This is a genomic window from Asticcacaulis sp. P2_B1, assembly GCF_056404915.1.
The window spans coordinates 896129-913624 of sequence record NZ_JBFUDD010000002.1; the positions used below are offsets into that span (position 1 = coordinate 896129).

General features: G+C 61.3%; 16 protein-coding genes and 1 tRNA gene. 12 read left to right on the forward strand and 5 right to left on the reverse strand.

Translation table 11 applies throughout. The features are described from left to right. Nucleotides 1-94: 94 nt before the first annotated feature. Both AC1DX3_RS08490 and AC1DX3_RS08495 read right to left on the reverse strand, forming a co-directional pair. Nucleotides 95-718: a (d)CMP kinase gene (locus AC1DX3_RS08490; protein WP_476988819.1), complete on the reverse strand. Its 624-nt coding sequence runs from the start codon at nt 716-718 to the stop codon at nt 95-97. Continuing rightward, nucleotides 715-1977, reverse strand: a complete 1263-nt coding sequence (locus AC1DX3_RS08495) for a 3-phosphoshikimate 1-carboxyvinyltransferase (RefSeq protein ID WP_476988820.1) — start codon at nt 1975-1977, stop codon at nt 715-717. Before AC1DX3_RS08495 ends, AC1DX3_RS08490 begins: the two co-directional genes overlap by 4 nt. A 146-nt stretch (nt 1978-2123) precedes the next feature. Here AC1DX3_RS08495 and AC1DX3_RS08500 point away from each other — a divergent pair, with 146 nt between their 5' ends. Then, complete coding sequence (locus AC1DX3_RS08500) at nt 2124-2609, forward strand: TIGR02300 family protein (RefSeq protein ID WP_476988821.1); 486 nt, start codon at nt 2124-2126, stop codon at nt 2607-2609. Between the two features lie 182 nt (nt 2610-2791). Here AC1DX3_RS08500 and AC1DX3_RS08505 read toward each other — a convergent pair whose 3' ends face one another. Then, the gene (locus AC1DX3_RS08505) at nt 2792-3562 is read right to left on the reverse strand and encodes an arylamine N-acetyltransferase family protein (protein WP_476988822.1); all 771 of its coding nucleotides are present in this window, start codon (nt 3560-3562) and stop codon (nt 2792-2794) included. 244 nt (nt 3563-3806) lie between these two features. Here AC1DX3_RS08505 and AC1DX3_RS08510 point away from each other — a divergent pair. The 3 genes from AC1DX3_RS08510 to AC1DX3_RS08520 all read left to right on the forward strand — a co-directional run bounded on the left by AC1DX3_RS08510 (nt 3807) and on the right by AC1DX3_RS08520 (nt 5015). Beyond that, nucleotides 3807-3882 (forward strand) — tRNA-Ala (locus tag AC1DX3_RS08510). Between the two features lie 345 nt (nt 3883-4227). Continuing rightward, the gene (locus tag AC1DX3_RS08515) at nt 4228-4515 is read left to right on the forward strand and encodes a type II toxin-antitoxin system TacA family antitoxin (RefSeq protein WP_476988823.1); all 288 of its coding nucleotides are present in this window, start codon (nt 4228-4230) and stop codon (nt 4513-4515) included. Next, nucleotides 4512-5015: a GNAT family N-acetyltransferase gene (locus AC1DX3_RS08520; protein WP_476988824.1), complete on the forward strand. Its 504-nt coding sequence runs from the start codon at nt 4512-4514 to the stop codon at nt 5013-5015. The genes AC1DX3_RS08515 and AC1DX3_RS08520 overlap by 4 nt, the downstream gene beginning before the upstream one ends. 10 nt (nt 5016-5025) lie before the next feature. On the opposite strand, the gene AC1DX3_RS08525 is transcribed toward AC1DX3_RS08520, so the two are convergent. Both AC1DX3_RS08525 and AC1DX3_RS08530 read right to left on the reverse strand, forming a co-directional pair. Then, on the reverse strand, nt 5026-5556 hold the full coding sequence (locus AC1DX3_RS08525) for a DsbA family protein (RefSeq protein ID WP_476988825.1): 531 nt from the start codon (nt 5554-5556) through the stop codon (nt 5026-5028). Further along, nucleotides 5553-6017, reverse strand: a complete 465-nt coding sequence (locus tag AC1DX3_RS08530; RefSeq protein ID WP_476988826.1) for a redoxin domain-containing protein — start codon at nt 6015-6017, stop codon at nt 5553-5555. Before AC1DX3_RS08530 ends, AC1DX3_RS08525 begins: the two co-directional genes overlap by 4 nt. A gap of 114 nt (nt 6018-6131) precedes the next feature. Between AC1DX3_RS08530 and AC1DX3_RS08535 the strand changes: the two genes are divergently transcribed. The 8 genes from AC1DX3_RS08535 (at nt 6132) to AC1DX3_RS08570 (ending at nt 17495) form a co-directional block, all read left to right on the forward strand. After that, nucleotides 6132-7316: a DUF3667 domain-containing protein gene (locus AC1DX3_RS08535; protein WP_476988827.1), complete on the forward strand. Its 1185-nt coding sequence runs from the start codon at nt 6132-6134 to the stop codon at nt 7314-7316. Between the two features lie 42 nt (nt 7317-7358). Further along, a complete protein-coding gene (locus AC1DX3_RS08540) occupies nt 7359-8966 on the forward strand; it encodes a sulfotransferase family protein (RefSeq protein WP_476988828.1) in 1608 nt (535 codons plus the stop codon). A 174-nt stretch (nt 8967-9140) separates the two neighbouring features. Then, on the forward strand, nt 9141-11747 hold the full coding sequence (locus tag AC1DX3_RS08545) for a TonB-dependent receptor (RefSeq protein ID WP_476988829.1): 2607 nt from the start codon (nt 9141-9143) through the stop codon (nt 11745-11747). 55 nt (nt 11748-11802) lie between these two features. Continuing rightward, on the forward strand, nt 11803-12942 hold the full coding sequence (locus tag AC1DX3_RS08550; RefSeq protein WP_476988830.1) for an AAA family ATPase: 1140 nt from the start codon (nt 11803-11805) through the stop codon (nt 12940-12942). A gap of 105 nt (nt 12943-13047) precedes the next feature. Continuing rightward, nucleotides 13048-13194, forward strand: coding sequence for a hypothetical protein (locus tag AC1DX3_RS08555; protein WP_476988831.1), 147 nt, complete (start codon nt 13048-13050; stop codon nt 13192-13194). A 250-nt stretch (nt 13195-13444) separates the two neighbouring features. Continuing rightward, nucleotides 13445-15274: a DUF1800 domain-containing protein gene (locus AC1DX3_RS08560; RefSeq protein ID WP_476988832.1), complete on the forward strand. Its 1830-nt coding sequence runs from the start codon at nt 13445-13447 to the stop codon at nt 15272-15274. A 2-nt stretch (nt 15275-15276) separates the two neighbouring features. After that, a complete protein-coding gene (locus AC1DX3_RS08565) occupies nt 15277-16836 on the forward strand; it encodes a DUF1501 domain-containing protein (protein WP_476988833.1) in 1560 nt (519 codons plus the stop codon). Further along, nucleotides 16833-17495 carry an HD domain-containing protein gene (locus AC1DX3_RS08570; RefSeq protein WP_476988834.1) on the forward strand — a complete coding sequence of 221 codons (663 nt, stop codon included), beginning with the start codon at nt 16833-16835 and terminating at the stop codon, nt 17493-17495. The genes AC1DX3_RS08565 and AC1DX3_RS08570 overlap by 4 nt, the downstream gene beginning before the upstream one ends. Nucleotide 17496 lies beyond the last annotated feature (1 nt).

A 17496-nucleotide genomic window follows, 5' to 3' on the forward strand; every position in this document is an offset into this window, starting at 1 on the left:
AAATGACGCTTCCAATCAGGTGCGATGCAGGCCGTAAAGCCCCGAAGACGTCCCTTTGTGTTGCCTCAACAAGCCGCTGTTGGATTTGACACTATCAGGTGCCGCACCGGCTTTTCACAAGGGATCGCGCAGTCGCGATGGCGGCTTCTATACCCAAGTCGGAGGTATCTAGCAAGAGCGCATCTTCAGCCATTTCGAGCGGCGCGTCGCTGCGGCCGGAATCGCGGGCGTCGCGGACGCGGATATCGCCTAAAACTTCGTCGAACGTGAGGGCCGGATTGAGCTTGACCAGCTGCAGCCAGCGGCGTTTGGCCCGGATGTCCTGGTCGGCGGTGACGAAGATTTTCACGGTCGCATCCGGCGCGATGACGGTGCCGATATCGCGGCCATCCAGCACCGCGCCGCCCGGTTGGTGGGCGAAGTCGATCTGGTATTGCTTTAAGGCGGCGCGTACCGCCGGAAGGGCCGCCACCTGGCTGGCGCGTTCGCCGGCTTCGCGGCCGCGCAAGGCGTCGTTAGCCAGGAGGTCGGGCGTGATCAGGGTGGCGGCGACGGCAGGGTCGATATTCTTGATGTGCGCCAGGTGGCCGGCGGCGCGATAGATCAGGCCGGTGTCGAGAAACGGCAGGCCGTAATCGGCGGCGATGACGCTGGCGAGCGTCCCCTTGCCGGAGGCGGCCGGCCCGTCAAAGGCGATGAGCAAGGGTCGCGTCGTCATTCGAAATGCATCTCAACACCGACACTGGCCAGGTCGCGCCAGTAGCCCGGATAGGTCTTGGCCGTGCAGCCGGGATCGAGGATGCGGAGGCCGTCGATGACCAGGGCGGCCTGGGCAAAGGCCATGGCGATGCGGTGGTCGTGATAGGTGTGGATGGCGACATCCACCGTACGGCCGATCAGGCTGCGGTCGGGCGTGACCAGCAGGTCGTCGCCGATCTCCTCGGCCAGGCCCGGCTGGATGCGGTTGAGCTCGGTGGCCAGGGCATGGGTGCGGTCGCATTCCTTGACGCGCAGATTGGCGATGCCGACGAAGCGGACCGGGTGGTTATTGAAGGCGGCCAGGACGGCGATGGTCGGGATGGCGTCCTGCATCTGGCTGCCGTCGATGACGCCCGGCAGATCGGGAAATTGCGCGATGAACTCGTAAGCCCTGGCGTCCGGCTGCATCATGTTCTCCGGCGCGATGCCGATAGAAATATTGGCGTTCAGCAGGGCATTGATGCCCCAGACATAGGTGGCGGCGCTGGCGTCGGGCTCGACCCAATAGTCGCGCGCCCGGTAAGGTGTGTTGGCGATCTCCCAGCTCAAGGCACCCGTCTGGGCGATGCCGGCGCCGAAGGCGCTCATGCAGTCGAGTGTGATGTCGATATAGCCGCGGGCGCCGATATCGCCATCCTTGACGGTGAGGCTGAACGGAGCGTCGCCGGAGGTCGCCGCCATCATCAGGGCGGAGACATATTGGCTCGACAGGCTGGCATCGACAGCGATCGTGCGGTTGGTGAAGCCGCCATCGCTTGTCACCGTCACGGGCGGGCAGCCGCTGGGCGCCGTGGCCGTGACGCCGGCCGCGTTGAGCGCATCGACCAGGGGCGCGATCGGGCGCTTCTGCATATGTTCGTCGCCGGTCAGGACGGTGGTGCCCTTGATATTGGCGGCCGCCGCGGTGAGAAAACGCACGGCGGTGCCGGCATTGCCGAGAAAAAGCGACTCTTGAGACGGGCTAAGCGTGCCGTTGCTTTCGACCAGAAAATCGGTATCGCCGGCGTCGGTGACGGTGACGCCCAGTTGCCGCAAGGCGCGCGCCATATAGGTCGTATCATCGCTTTTGAGGGCGCCGCTGATATGGCTCCGGCCGTCCGCCAGGGCTGCGATCAGCAGGACGCGGTTGGTGATCGATTTCGAGCCGGGAAGGGCGATTTTCCCGGTCAGCGCGGCCGCGGGCGGCACAAGTCTTACGGCGTTTAAGGGGCTTGGCATATTGAACGTTTACGGGAAAAGTATCAGCATATACGAAAAAATGAACGTCGCCCCCAAAAGGGCCTTTGACAGGAGGCTTATCTAGTGGCAAGGGGGCCGACGCAACTCATTTTTTCGACCAGATTGCATTAAATAAAGGACGTCTCGTGGCTGATCCTGCCTTAGGTACCAAACAAGTTTGCCCCAATTGTACGGCAAAGTTCTACGATCTGAACAAGCATCCGGCGCACTGCCCRCGATGCGACACCGAGTTCGACCAGGAAGAAGTCGTCCGCACGCGCCGTTCGCGCGTCCGCACCACCGCGCCTGACTATGAAGATGCCGATGAGGAATCCGAGGATCAGGTGAAGGCCAAGGTCGCGTCGGAAGACGAGGACGAAGAGCCGGAAGTGATCACGCCGGAAATCGACGAAGTCGTCGCCGACGATCCGCTGCTGGTCGACGAAGACGAAGACCTCGACCCGGCCGATCCTGCCCGTGTCGGTACGCCCGACGCCGTCGACATGGATATCGAAGACGCCGACCTGGTCGATGACGACGCCGACGACGTGCCCTTCCTCGAAGACGACGAGGACGCCGATTTCGACGAAGAAATCGACGGCCTGCCGGACGACGAAGATCGCGATATCTAAGAGATTTAAGGCCGCCGGATCGCTCCGGCGGCCTTTTTCCTGGGCGCTCCGAATGTGTCGCCCTTGCTGGGTAGGGTTTTGCGGTAGATTCGGAGTAGATGTGGCATATGAGCCAAAAATCGACGCTCCGAATGTAATCAGAATGCGTTGCATTCGCATAATTTGTGCCGGCGAGGCTTTATTTATAGCTCCAGGCCGAACAGGTTTTGCACGGTGCCCGCCAACTCATCCGGGTGCACACTCCGAATCGTCATCACGCCGTCTTCGAAGCTTTTCAGCGAATGTCCTGCGAGGATATGCCGGCCCGTCGCCGTGTGGCGCACCAGCAAGAGCTTCTGCACGAAGACGGCGTCGGGGTGGCTGGAGTTGTAATAGTTGGCCGGGACGAAATCGACCAGCTCGAACGGGCTCGTATTGAAGCTGTAGAGATTGCCCCACTCCGATTTGTCGCCGGCGATGATCGCCTGAACGACATAGTCGTCGCCGTCGCGGATCAGGCGATAGGTATCGCGGTCCTGCTGAACGCTTGTGTCGAGGACGGCAAGATTGAGCGGTTGGCGCAGGCTCAAACCGCCATAACCGGCATCGCAGAGATAGCGCTGACCATCGACCTCGGCCAGGATGACCATATGGGTGCGCGCCCACTTGGTCGGGTAACTCATTGGCCGGGCGCCGGCGAGACTGTAGGGGATGCCGATGGCAGCGAGCGCCATGGCGAACAGGCTGTTGACCTCGTAGCAATAGCCGCCGCGGTTGGTCGGGATGATCTTGGCGACGATGTCTTCGGGTTTGATCGAGACCAGCTTGCCCGCCTGGACGTCGAGATTCTCGAACGGCACGTTGCGCAACTGGCCCTGCATCAAGCGCGTCAGGCTGTCGAGGTCGGCTTTCGGCGTGCCGTCGAAGCCGATGCGCTTGAGATAGTCGTCGAGCCTGAAATTATCCGCCTGCATGCATCCTATCCCGGTCTTGATTGGCGGCCTTGAGCCTAGAGTGAAATGACTCTAGAAAGAATCGCCATTTCGCTCTAGATTTTTGTTTTGACGCGCAATTTATCCAAAAAGTGGGAGCCACTTTTATGGATTGCGCTTTGGCGCAACAAAAACGAAAAAACTTGCGAAAAAGGGCTTGCATGCGCCGGGAGGCTGAACTAGAAGTCGCCGCCTTGGTTCAACCAAGCTATATCATTGATGGTATGGGGCTTTAGCTCAGCTGGTAGAGCGCTTGCATGGCATGCAAGAGGTCAGCGGTTCGACTCCGCTAAGCTCCACCAACAAAAACGCCACCCCTCTCGGGTGGCTTTTTTGTTGGTGAATCTTACCAGTGTCGAACCGCGCGGTTCGGCGCGACAGGTGCGGGCACGCGACGCCGCAGGCGCCCCTCGAAAAATCAAAACTAAAATGTGGGGCAAGCATCGTCAAAACGATGCGCGTCACTCCGCCCCTCAGCGCGCGCAGAACCTCTTTGCCACTGTCGAATGTCAAGCCTCAGCGACTTTGTGGTGCCCAGCTGATCCTCTGAAGATTTCGGAGTATTGCCACTGCTCACAGTAGTTCGTTATAGATTTTGATACACATTGTGTATCAAAATCGCTATGATCATGAATATGGAGGCACCCATGGCGACACCGACAACCAGCAACGACACGCAGGCCAAGCCTGTCAATTTACGGGTACGAACCGACATTCGCACCCTGATCGATCGTGCCGCCAGCCTTCAGGGCAAAAGCCGGTCCGACTTCATGATCGACGCCGCCCGCCGTGCTGCCGAAGAAACTCTGCTGGACCAAACCCTGATCCGCGTGGACCAGGCCACCTATGACCGCTACCTGGAAATCCTCGACAAGCCCGCCACCGGACCTGGTATCGACCGCCTGATGAACGCGCCCTTGCCCTGGACTCAATGAGCGCCGCCTTATCGCCTCTGGCCGCGCCCGCGCCTCTTGCGGATGATCACGATCTCGACGCCTTCTCATGCGGCATCGCCACCCTAGATGACTGGCTGAAACGCCGCGCCCGCGCCAATCACGCCGGTGGGGCCTCGCGCAGCTATGTCATTGCCAGCGAAAATCGGGTGGTCGGATATTACTGCCTGTCTTCCGGCGCAATCGCCGCCGTCGAGGCCCCGGGCAAGATCAAGCGCAACATGCCCGATCCGATCCCTGTGGCCGTACTGGGACGGTTGGCGATCGACCGGAACTGGCAAGGCAAGGGGATCGGTGTGGGCTTGCTGAAAGACGCGGTTTTGCGCGCATCACAGGCTGCGCAGATTCTCGGCATTCGCGGTGTTCTCGTTCATGCGATCTCGGACCAAGCCAAGGCGTTTTACGAGCATCATGGCTTCGTCGTTTCACCGTCGAACCCGATGACATTGATCCTATCGTTGCAAGGCATCAGAACGGAGTAGGCGTTGCGCCTCAGCTCGCGGCCTTCAACGCCTCTACCAGGCTGCGGACATCGCGCGGACCATCGTAACGCTCGCCATTGATAAACAGGGATGGGGTGCCGTTGACGCCGCTCATGACGCCGCCCTGGAAGTCGTGCTTGATGCGCTTGGCGTAGGTCTGATCGTTGACTTCGCGCACGAAGCGTTCACGGTCCAGGCCCAGTTGCTCGGCATAGATGACGAGAGACTCCGGCGTCAGGTCGTACTGGTTTTCATACAGCTTGTCGTGCATTGGCCAGAACTTGCCCTGGGCGGCGGCGGCTTCCGCGGCTTCGGCGGCGATAAAGGCCTGAGGATGGGCCGAGGTGATCGGGAAGTTGCGGAAAACGAAGCGCAGCTTCTTGCCCATCTTGGCCTGAACTTCCTTCAGGACCGGATAGGCCTCGCCGCAATAGGAACACTGATAGTCGCCGTATTCCACCAGGGTCACCGGAGCGGTATCCGGCCCCTGGGCATGGTCATTGGGGCCGACGGGTTCGGTCAGGACATTGTCGTTGCTCATGACTGCAGTCCTTGTAAAGCTTTGAGAATGCCGTTGGCGCCTGGATTGACGCCGACCGGCGAGACATAGCTGTAACGGACGACGCCCGCCTCATCGATGACGAAGATGGCGCGCTCGCTGGTGCCCTCGGCCTCGCGATAGACGCCGTAGGCCCTGGCCACGGCGCCCTTGGGTTCGAAATCGGCCAGCAGGGTGAGATGAAAGCCGCGATCCCTGGCGAAGGCCAGATGGCACCAGATGCCGTCGACCGAAATACCGAGCAGGGTGGCGTTGAAATCGTCGAACTGATCGCGCAACTCGTTATAGAGGGTCAGCTGATCGCCGCACACCGGCGACCAGTCGGCGGGATAGAAGACGAGGATAATATTGCGGCCTTTGAATTCCGACAGGGATACCTTCTGGTCGGGTGTCGAGGGCAGGGCGAAATCGGGAGCGGGCGTGCCGGTTGGAAGTGCGGTCATGGTGTCCTCCAGGCCACGCATATAGGACGCGGCGGACGCCATCGCCATAGCCGTCTTGCACCCCAGTCCGATTTCGATTAGCCAGACGATGGGCCAAGAGAAGGGGACACGTGGATGAAAGAGCTTGAACTTCTCACTCTGGACGGGCTCAAGAGCATCTTCAAGCGCGGCGACCATCCCTTTGTCATCGAGCCCGGCACCTTGTGCGCCAACTGCGGCACCGAGTTGATGGGTCTGTACTGCTACACCTGCGGCCAGACGGCGGACGACCACCACCGCTCCTTTTTCCATCTCGTGTGGGAGGCCATCGAAGGCCTATTCCATTTCGACGGCCGCCTGTGGCGCACCCTGCCGCCCCTGATGTTCCGTCCCGGCCTGCTCAATCGCGACCTGCTGGAACGGCGCATCCAGCGCCATGTCCCGCCATTGCGACTGTTCTTCGTCGCCCTGCTGCTGTTCATGTTCGCCGCCGAACACCGTCTGGAGGTCCTGCGCGAGGCCGGTGCCGAGCGCACCCGTGAGGCCGAGGAGATCGCCCGCGATCCGGTCAAGCTTCAAGCCGCCCTGACCGCCGTCCAGACCGAGGCCAATAAAGACTATGCCGAGGAGGTTCAGGAAGCACGCAGCGACCGCGACGAAGCGTTGAAGGACGCGGAAAATGACGGTGAACGCGCCGGGGCGGAGGCCACCTACCAGGGCGACCTGATCAAGGCGGCGAAAAACCGCGACAGGGACATCGTCAATGGCGAAGCCCGGGTGCGCAGGGGCGAGGCGGACGGCTTCGACATGTTCACCATGACGCCCGATCAGGCCAGGACCTATTCCGATGGCAAGACCTTTGCGGCCGATGCCAAGCCCACCACGGATTTCAAATCCAGGTTCAAGAACGCTATCCATCGGGTCATGAGCAATCTCGACCTGTTTTATGTCACCCTGTTCACCTGGGCGCATCGGCTGGCCATCCTGCTGTGGCCGATCATGGGCTTTAGCCTGGGCCTTCTGTACATCCACAAACGCCAGTACTTTATCTACGATCACATGCTGGTCGCGGCCAATATGCTGTCCTTCTTCTTCCTGACCAATGCCGTGGCCCTCACCCTGCCCGACGGCTGGAGCGGCTGGTTCTGCCTGCTCCTGATGGTGTGGACGCCGGTCAATATCTTCATGACCCTGCGCGGCGCCTATGGTTCGTCGATCCTGGGCGCCGTCCTCAAGACCCTGATCCTGTGGACCCTGGCGACGGTCAGCTTCGTCTGTGTCCTGCTGGGTGTTGTCTACGTCGCGATGATGTCGGTTTAGGGCGCCATTGACAATCCCGTGCCGTCTCGCTCTATCTGAGGCATGACGACGACTGCCAAAAACTTCATCCAGGCCGGCCTGCGCAATCCGCAGCTGATGCAGGCGGCGCTCGCCTTGCACGAAAATCGGCTGGAGATCGCCGAGCCGATCCTGCGCGGCCATTTGAAAAGCGACCCGTTCGATGTCGCCGCCATCCGCATGCTGGCGGAAGTCGCCGCGCGTGTCGGCCGGCCGAAGGATTCCGAGACCCTGTTGCGCCGGGCGCTTGAGATCGCGCCCGATTTCGGCGCCGCCCGCGCCAATCTGGCCACCGTCCTCTACAAGCAGCACCGCTCGGCCGAGGCGATCGCCGAGCTCGACCTGTTGATCGGTACCGATGACGAACATCTCGGCCACAGCAATCTGAAAGCCGCGGCGCTGAGCAAGATCGGCGGCTTCGACGAAGCCATCGAGCTTTATCAGGCCGTTTTGGGCCAGGCGCCCAACCAGCCCAAGGTTTGGATGAGCCTGGGTCACATGCTGAAGACGGTCGGCCGGACGGAGGAGGGCGTTAGCGCCTATCGCCGCGCCATTGAGATTACGCCGTCGCTCGGTGAAGTGTGGTGGAGCCTGGCCAATCTGAAGACGGTGCGTTTTACGCCCGACGACGTTACGGCCATGCAACAGGCCCTCAACCAGCCGGACCTGCGCGACGAAGACCGTTTCCACCTTGATTTCGCGCTCGGTAAGGCGCTGGAAGATGCCAAGGATTATGGCGCGTCGTTCGCCCATTATAACGCCGGCAACGTCCTGCGGAAAAAGACGCTCGATTACGATCCGGACGAGACGACGGATTTCGTCGACGCCAGCATCGCCCTGTTCACAGCGGAATTCTTCGCCGAACGCTCAGGCCAGGGCCGCGACGCCCGCGATCCGATTTTCGTGCTGGGCATGCCGCGCGCCGGCTCGACCCTCGTCGAACAGATCCTGTCGAGTCATTCCCAGGTCGAAGGCACGTCGGAACTGCCCGATATCCCGGCCCTGGCGCGACGGGCCCCTAACTATCCACAGCGCCTGATCGATCTGGCGCCGGATCGCCTGAAGGCCCTGGGCGAAGACTATCTCGAACGCACCCGCGTACAGCGCAAGACCGACCGGCCGTTGTTTATCGACAAGCTGCCCAACAACTGGGCGCATGTGCCGTTCATTCACCTCATCCTGCCCAATGCCATCATTATCGATGCCCGCCGTCATCCGATGGGGTGCTGTTTTTCCAACTTCAAACAGCATTTCGCCCGCGGCCAGGCTTTCAGCTACGGCCTCGACGATCTCGGCCGTTACTATGCCGACTATGTCCGCCTGATGGCGCATGTCGATACCGTCCTGCCGGGCCGGGTTCACCGCGTCATCTATGAACGCATGGTCGACGATACCGAAGCCGAGGTGCGCGCGCTCCTGGCCGCCTGCGGCCTTGAGTTCGAAGAATCGTGCCTGCGTTTCCATGAAACCGAGCGCGCCGTGCGCACCGCCTCGTCGGAACAGGTGCGCCGGCCGATCTTCCGTGAGGGCACGGAAGCCTGGCAGGGTTTCGAACCGTGGCTGGGGCCGTTGAAGGCCGCCCTGGGCCCCGTTCTTGACGCCTATCCCGAAGCGCCGAAAAGCTTCCGTTAGGTCAGAACTTCGTCCGGATTCAACATTTTACCGCCGGGCGGGTATCCGGTTCATGGCCTAAGCGTGTCAAAAGTGACACGCTTGTGATCACACTGTTGCGCCGCAATAATAAGATGTTGACGGCATCCCTCATCAAGTCACAGTCTTGTCACAAATTCAACCATGAGGGCTACCATGACGACGCGCCGCTCACTGACCGCCACCTTGCTGACCAGCACGGTGTTGGCCACACTCCCAGCCTTTATCCTGGCATCGGGCGCTTTCGCCCAAGATACCGCCGCGCCGGCCGCGGCGCCGGCCGCGGACACCACGACCGAAAACCCGATCGAGGTCATCGTGACGGCGCAAAAGCGCAGCCAGAAGCTCCAGGACGTGCCGATCAGCATCCAGGTCCTGGGCACCAAGAAGCTCGACGACCTCAATGTGTCCGGCCTCAGCGACTTTGTCGCGCAATTGCCCAGCGTCGTCTTCCAGAACAGTCCCTATCAGGGCAGCAGCGTCTATATCCGCGGCGTGGCTTCCGGCGGCGACGGCAACCACTCCGGCCCTCAGCCCAGCGTCGGTATCTATCTCGACGAACAGCCGGTGACAACGATCGGCGGCCCGGTCGACGTCCATATCTATGACATCGCCCGCATCGAATCCCTGGCCGGCCCGCAGGGCACGCTGTACGGCGCTTCGTCCGAAGCCGGCACCATCCGCATCATCACCAACAAGCCCAGCACCTCGGCCTTCTACGGCCGCGTCGATGTCGAAGGCGACCGGGTGGCTCACGGCGGTTATGGTCACAAGATCGAAGGCATGCTGAACGTACCGTTGGGCGACCGCATGGCGGCGCGCTTCGTCGGCTGGTCGCAACATGTCGCCGGCTTTATCGACAACGTGCCGGGCACGCGCAGCTTCCTGCCGACCGAAGGCGGCATCACCGTCAACAACAATGCCTTCGTCGAGAAGAACTATAACGACGCCGATATCGTCGGTGGCCGCGCCGCCCTGAAGATCGATCTCGACGACAATTGGACCGCGACGGCCACGCTCATCGGCCAGGACCAGAAGAATCACGGCTCCGGTGGCTATGACCCCAGCGTCGGCGACCTCAAGGTTCAGCACTTCTATCCCGAACATTTCTATGACAAGTTCACCCAGGCGTCGCTGACCTTGCAGGGCAAGATCGGCAAGTTCGACCTGACCTATGCCGGCGCCTATCTCGACCGCAAGATCGACAGCATCGCCGACTATACCGACTACGCCGAATCCTACGACCAGATGTATTCCGATGTCGGCGGCAATGCCGGCTATTTCTACTTCTGGAACGACAATGGCGACGTCATCGATCCGCGCCAATATATCATCGGCAAGGATGACTTCACCAAGCTGTCGCACGAGTTCCGCATCGCCTCGCCGGCCGAAGATCGCCTGCGTTTCGTTGCCGGCGCCTTCTATCAGCGTCAAACCCACCATATCTTCCAGAACTATGTCGTGCCGAACCTGGCCACCGACCTGTCGGTTGAGGGTTATCCCGGCACATTGTGGCTGACCAAGCAGAACCGTATCGACCGCGACACGGCCTTGTTCGGCGAAGTCAGTTTCGATTTCGTGCCGACCGTGACCCTGACCGCTGGTGTGCGCGCCTATCAATATGACAACAGCCTGATCGGCTTCTTCGGCTTCGGCTCGAACGACGCCTTCCGCAATGGCGAGGACTTTCCGCCGAACGGCACCTATGGTTCCAGCGGTGTGCGCCGCTGTCTGACCACGGATACGTTCGGCCAGGTCAATCCGAAAGACCCGACCGGCGACCTGCTGCCGGCCAGCATTTCGGGCACGCCCTGTACCGATCTCGGCGTGCAGAATTCCGACGGCACGATCTCGCCGAAGCAGGCCAAGGATAACGGCACCACCTACCGCCTGAATCTGACCTGGAAGATCACGCCGGATCGGATGGTTTACGGCACGATTTCGACGGGCTTCCGTCCGGGCGGCATCAACCGCCGCTCGACCATCGCCAATTATGACGCCGATACCCTGACCAATTACGAGCTCGGCTTCAAGACGACCCTGTTCGACAAGACCTTGCGTTTGAACGGCGCCGTCTACGACCAGAAATGGGACAAGTTCCAGTACGCCTTCCTGGGCGCCAACAGCTTCACCGAAGTGCATAACGGCCCCGACGCCGACATCAAGGGTCTGGAAGCCGACCTGACCTGGACGGGTATCGAGGGCCTGACCCTGAATGCGTCCGGCGCCTATACAGACGCCAAGACGACCAACAATCTGTGTACCTTTGTCGGCGATCCCGATCCGAACTGCGGCGGTATCGTCACCACGACCGAAACCGTGACCAACGTCGTCGAAACCACCGACAATCAGGACTTTATCGCGGCGCCCAAGGGCACGCGTCTGCCGATCACGCCCAAGGTCAAGCTGGCCGCCACGGCGCGCTATCAATGGACTGTCGGCAAGTATTCGCCCTTCTGGCAACTGGGTGTGAATTACCAGTCCTCGGCCTCGTCCGATATCCGCACCCATATCTTGCAGATCCATACGGGTGCCGATCAAAACCCCGCAGCCCTGACCGGCCGGCTGGCTGCCTATACGACCGTCAACCTGTCGTTCGGCGCCGAATGGGACAAGTGGACGGCGGAAATGTATATCGAGAACCTGACCGATGAGCGGGCGCAGCTCGGGCGTTATCAGGAATGCGGCGAGTGCTTCCAGCGGCCGTATATCATCACCAATACGCCGCGCACTCTGGGTATCCGCCTGGGTTCGAAGTTCTAAACACGGTTAGAAGCGATGGATTGCCAATCATGGCCCGGCCTTTTAAGGTCGGGCCATGATCACGCAACTGGCCATTTCAGGATATCGCTCGCTGCGTGATGTGCGGCTTGAGCTCGATCAGCTCAATGTCGTCACCGGCGCCAATGGTTCGGGCAAATCGAGCCTGTATCGCGCCCTGCGTCTTCTGGCCGAAATCGCCCATGGCGGTGTGGTGCGCGCCATCGCGGCCGAAGGCGGCCTGGATTCGACGCTATGGGCCGGGCCGGAAAAGTTTTCCCGCGCCATGATCTCCGGCGAACAGCGCGTCCAGGGAACGGTGCGCAAAAACCCCGTCAGCCTGAAACTGGGCTTTACCTATGACGATTACGGCTATGCCATCGACCTTGGCTTGCCGGTGGGCGCGACCGCCTTTTCCAACGATCCGCAGATCAAGACGGAAAGCCTGTGGATCGGGCAGACCCTGAGCCTACGCAATGAGATCGCCAACCGCAAAGGTCCGCTGGTCCGGGTGCGCGACGCCAGCCACAGCTGGAACAATGTCATGACCAATTTGTCTGCGTTCGACAGCATGATGACCCAGGCCAGCGACCCGCGCGAAGGCGCCGAGATCCTGCTGGTCCGCGATTCCATGCGCAACTGGCGCTTCTACGATCATTTCCGCACCGATCGCGATGCCCCCGTACGGCGGCCGCAGATCGGCACCTATACGCCCGTCCTGGCCGGCGACGGTGTCGATCTGGCCGCCGCCATCCGCACCCTGCGCTTTATCGGCGACCCCGACGCCTTCGACGAAGCGGTTGACGACGCCTTTCCCGGTTCGGTGGTTGGCGTTGAGGGCGATGAACTTGTCATGCTGCAAAAAGGTCTGCTGCGGCCGTTGGGGGTTGCCGAACTGTCCGACGGAACCTTGCGCTATCTGTTGCTGATCGCCGCCCTGCTGTCGCCCCGGCCACCGTTCCTGATGGTGCTCAACGAACCGGAAATGAGCCTGCACCCTGATCTTCTGGCGCCGCTCGGTCGGCTGATCGCCCAGGCCTCGCAAAGGTCCCAGGTCATTGTCGTGTCGCACTCGGATGCGCTGGTTGCGGCCATTGCCGAATCCGCCGCAACCCGCCGGCTGGTATTGGAAAAGGTGCTCGGCGAAACGACGGTGAGCGGCTGCGAGGAGCCTGCCTGGGCTTGGCCGCAGCGTTAATTCCGGATTCAGGTTTTCATCATCGAATCTTGACATCTTTCACGTATAAATGGTCGCATACAGTCAAAAAGGGCCGTCGCAGAGCGGTCTTGTGGGATCGAAACGATGCAAAAGATCAACGCCGCCAACTGGATATCCGCCGCCCGCTCATGTTCGCCCGCCGGTCATCCATCCGCCTACCCCTCGGCCATGGCCCAGCCGCGCGGCAGCTTTGCCGACACGCACCGCCAGCCCCAGGGCGGCCGTAATTAAAGCCCTCGCCACAGTCCGGTCATATTGACCAGGTCTTTGCTGGCGCCACCCGGCGCGCGAAAGCCTTTGAATGTCTTCGCCACACCGGCGAGTTGACGCTTACGGCATTGTTATCACATGTCCGTGTCGTAATAATTTTAATACATCTTTACAGAAGATTAAGCGTGCCCGGCGTAGTCTCGTTATGCTGGACAAAAGCGCAATTGGCGCTAACTTCCGCATGGGCAAAAAATACGCACAGGGGCGAGCGATGGGCAATGTCAGCCATAAGTCGAACTGTAGGTCGGCGCGGAAGCACACGTGGTTGAAATGGGCGGCTCTCGGCGCCTCGCTCTTGGTCCTCGGCGCCTGCGGCGGCGACAACGGCGGCGGTACTACCAGTTCCAGCAGCGCCGACACCTCGGGTGGCGGCAGCAACGCCATCGGCATCACCAACCATCCCAATGAAGTCGATGCCGGCCGCTTCCTGACCCAGGCGACCTTCGGACCGACCGACGCCTCGATCACCGCCCTGACGGCGTCCAGCTACGATTCCTGGATCACCATGCAGGAGGCCTTGCCGCCGACCTCGCACCTTGCCGATCTCGATGCCCGCCTGGCCCTCTATCGTCTGACCGAGCCCGATCGCTATATCTACGAAGACGATTTTTACGACAGTTTCTGGGACCAGGCCGTCACCGGCGACGATCAGTTGCGTCAGCGCGTCAAGCTGGCCCTGTCGGAAATCTTCGTCGTCTCCTTCACCAATCCCAATGTCGACGCCCGCGGCATGGCCGATTTCTACGACATGCTGGGTCGCGACGCCTTCGGCAATTATCGCCAGCTGCTCGAAGACGTGACCCTGCATCCGATGATGGGCACCTATCTCAACATGCTGGGCAACCAGAAGGAAGACACCCGCACCGGGCGTCACCCGGATGAGAACTATGCCCGCGAAGTCATGCAGCTGATGTCGATAGGGCTGTACAAGCTCAATCCCGACGGCACGCATGCCTTGACCCTGACGGGCCAGCCTCAGGCGAGCTATACCCAGGCCGATATCAAGGGGCTGGCCAAGGTCTTCACCGGCTATAGCTGGTATTCGCCGACGCCGGACAACGGCACCTTCTATGGCTGGCCACGCGACGACAGCGCCCCCGTCCACGCCATGCTGCCCTACAAGGATTTCCACTCGACCTCGCAAAAGGAATTCCTGGGCGTGGTCATTCCGGCGAAGTCGACACCCAATCCCGCCGGCGATCTGAAAATCGCTCTCGACACCCTGTTCAAAAATCCCAATGTCGGGCCGTTCATCGGCAAGCAGCTGATCCAGCGCCTGGTGACGTCGAACCCCAGCCCCGGCTATGTCAAGCGCGTCAGCAAGGTCTTCGACAACAACGGTTCCGGCGTCCGCGGCGACATGGCCGCCGTTATTCGCGCCATCCTGATGGACCCGGAAGCGCGCACCCTGCCCAAGCCGTCTTCGCCGATCAATGCCAGTGCGGGCCAGACGCTCGAATCCTACGGCAAGCTGCGTGAGCCCATCCTGCGCATGTCGCACCTGCTGCGTGCCTTCAACGCCACCTCCCATACCGGCCAATGGCGTATCGGTTCGACCAACTATAACTGGTCGCTCAGCCAGGCGGCGCTCGATGCGCCCTCGGTGTTCAACTTCTGGCGCCCCGGCTATATTCCGCCCAATACCAATCTGGGTAACAAGAACCTGGCCGCGCCGGAATTCCAGGGCGTCAATGAAGTCACCGTCGCCGGCTATATCAACACCATGCAGTACACGATCGGCTACGGGATCGGCGACTGGCAGGGCGACGACATCGGCAACGACGTCAAGATCGACTACGGCGCGGACTTCAATAATGCCACGGACGCCCTCAAGCTGGCGGCGCATATGAACCGCGTCCTCCTCAACGGCCAGATGTCGTCAAACCTGCAATACCGCATCAAGACGGCGGTCAACTCGATCGAGATCGGCACCCTGGCCGATGGCTGGTCGCAGGACGATATCGACGAAGCCAAACGCAACCGGGTCAGGACGGCGATCTTGCTGACCATGGCGTCCCCCGAATACCTGGCGCAAAGGTGAGCATGATGATCAAGAACCTGGGCTCTAACGAACTCGGCCGCCGTCGCTTCCTGCAAATGGGCGCGGGCCTGGCCGGCCTCGGTGCCATGGCGCCGTTCGCCCTGCAACTGGCGGCTGCCGGTCAGGTCGCCGCCACCGATGCGCCGGACTACAAGGCGCTGGTCTGCGTCTTCATGTTCGGCGGCAGCGACGCCAACAACATGATCGTGCCGACCGATCAGGATAGCTATAACCGCTATTGGTCGGCGCGTTTCACCGGCGATGTCCCGATCGCTTTGATGCCGGTCGGCGCCGCCAAGGTGGCTCCGGGCAGTGTGTCGCCGATCACCGGCCGCACCGCGAGCGCCTTTACGCCCGAAGCCTGGGGCGGCCTGCTGCCGATCGTGCCGAAAACGCCGCAGCCCATTCCCGTTGGGACTTCGGCCAGCACGCGGACCTTCGGCCTGCACCCGATGATGGGTAAGGTCCAGTCCCTGTTCAACAATAAACGCCTGGCCGTGCTCGCCAATGTCGGCACCCTGATCCAGCCGACGACGCGCAAGGACTATGAAAACGGCAAGAGCCTGCCGGCCAACCTGTTTTCGCACAACGACCAGCAAAACATGTGGCAGGCCGGCGGGATCGAAGGCGCGGAAATCGGCTGGGGCGGCAAGATGGCCGACATGATCCTCAGCGGCAACGGCACCAACAGCATTTTCACGGCCCTGACGACGTCCGGCAATACGGTCTTTTTGTCGGGTGAAACCACCCTGCAATATCCGATGAACGCCTATGGTGATCCGGCCCAGCGTATCGACGCCACGACCGGCTGGCTGTATGGCGGCAGCGGTCCGTCGCAGCAGATCCGGCTGGATATCCGCAATGTCGCCAACGGCACCTATTTCGCCGACGACCATGCCGGCGTGGTGACGCGTTCGATGGCGGCGACCGACCTGATCAATAATGCTTTCAACAAGACCGGCCCGAAACATATACTGGCCGTGCCGCCGATGATCAATCCGTTCGACGGCACCCAGGGCGACAGCTACTTCTTCCACCAGTTGTCGACGGTCGCCAAGATGGTGGCGGCGGCGCCGGCGCTCGGCCTGAAACGCCAGGTCTTCTTCGTCAGCATGGGCGGCTTCGATACCCACAGCGGCCAGAACCAGGTCCAGCCGGAACTGATGTCGGAACTGTCCCAGGGCCTGGCCTATCTCGATGCCGCGCTCAGCAATGTCAACGGTATCGACATGCGCGACTCGGTGACGGCCTTTACCGCCTCGGACTTCTCGCGCACCTATTCGACCAATGGCGACGGTACCGACCATGCCTGGAGCGGTCACCAACTGATCCATGGCGGCGCGGTCAAGGGCGGCGACATGTACGGCCAGTTCCCGACGGTGGGCGTCGACAGCCACACCTTCCGCAATCCGGATATCGCCGACAACGCCATGATCCCGACCACCTCGGTCGATCAATATGCGGCGACGCTCGGCAAGTGGTTCGGCGTGTCGGATAGCGATTTGCATGCCATCTTCCCGAACCTGCATAACTTCTCCAAACCCTATCTCGGCTTCCTTTGACCGACTCGGACATCGGGCTGGAACAGGCCTGGTCAGAGCTTTGCCGTGACCTCGGCACAGGTGACGACAGGCGCGGCGCCGTTTGGCGTGACATCGTGGCGGCCTATGGCGAGCCGCAACGCCACTATCATACGCTCAGCCATATCACCGCGGTGGTGGCCAATGCCGAGCGCCTGCGCGACCGTTTCGAAGATGCCAGCGCCGCTCTGCTGGCCCTGTTTTTCCACGACATCGTCTATGATCCGGCGCGCCACGACAACGAAGCGCGCAGTGCCGACAGGTTGCGCGACGCCTTCGGCGATGTCGCGTCGATCGATCGTGCCTGCGCTCATGTCCTGGCGACACAGCACCATGACGCCCACGCAGATCCCGATACAAATCTCGTCCTCGATATCGATATGGCCATTCTCGGTGCGCCGTGGGCGGATTACCTCACCTATGCCGAAGGCGTCTATCGCGAATACCTGCCGGTCTATGGCGACGAAGCCTATGCGAAGGGCCGTGCCGAACTGTTTCTGAAGCCGACCCTGCAGCGCAAGCGCCTGTTCCTCACGGCCGATTTTGCTCACTTGGAAGACCAGGCCAAGCGCAATTTGCGGGTGGAGTTGGATCTTTGGGCCAAGGGCGGCTTTGCACCTCGGGAAAAGCCGCCTATATAAC

Bases quoted from the DNA above. Each gene is read 5' to 3' on its own strand.
- AC1DX3_RS08495 (WP_476988820.1), bottom strand. From the start codon at position 1,977: ATGCCAAGCCCCTTAAACGCCGTAAGACTTGTGCCGCCCGCGGCCGCG.
- AC1DX3_RS08550 (WP_476988830.1), top strand. From the start codon at position 11,803: ATGATCACGCAACTGGCCATTTCAGGATATCGCTCGCTGCGTGATGTG.
- AC1DX3_RS08565 (WP_476988833.1), top strand. From the start codon at position 15,277: ATGATGATCAAGAACCTGGGCTCTAACGAACTCGGCCGCCGTCGCTTC.
- AC1DX3_RS08505 (WP_476988822.1), bottom strand. From the start codon at position 3,562: ATGCAGGCGGATAATTTCAGGCTCGACGACTATCTCAAGCGCATCGGC.
- AC1DX3_RS08545 (WP_476988829.1), top strand. From the start codon at position 9,141: ATGACGACGCGCCGCTCACTGACCGCCACCTTGCTGACCAGCACGGTG.
- AC1DX3_RS08540 (WP_476988828.1), top strand. From the start codon at position 7,359: ATGACGACGACTGCCAAAAACTTCATCCAGGCCGGCCTGCGCAATCCG.
- AC1DX3_RS08525 (WP_476988825.1), bottom strand. From the start codon at position 5,556: ATGAGCAACGACAATGTCCTGACCGAACCCGTCGGCCCCAATGACCAT.
- AC1DX3_RS08530 (WP_476988826.1), bottom strand. From the start codon at position 6,017: ATGACCGCACTTCCAACCGGCACGCCCGCTCCCGATTTCGCCCTGCCC.
- AC1DX3_RS08490 (WP_476988819.1), bottom strand. From the start codon at position 718: ATGACGACGCGACCCTTGCTCATCGCCTTTGACGGGCCGGCCGCCTCC.
- AC1DX3_RS08555 (WP_476988831.1), top strand. From the start codon at position 13,048: ATGCAAAAGATCAACGCCGCCAACTGGATATCCGCCGCCCGCTCATGT.
- AC1DX3_RS08520 (WP_476988824.1), top strand. From the start codon at position 4,512: ATGAGCGCCGCCTTATCGCCTCTGGCCGCGCCCGCGCCTCTTGCGGAT.
- AC1DX3_RS08560 (WP_476988832.1), top strand. From the start codon at position 13,445: ATGGGCAATGTCAGCCATAAGTCGAACTGTAGGTCGGCGCGGAAGCAC.
- AC1DX3_RS08535 (WP_476988827.1), top strand. From the start codon at position 6,132: ATGAAAGAGCTTGAACTTCTCACTCTGGACGGGCTCAAGAGCATCTTC.
- AC1DX3_RS08515 (WP_476988823.1), top strand. From the start codon at position 4,228: ATGGCGACACCGACAACCAGCAACGACACGCAGGCCAAGCCTGTCAAT.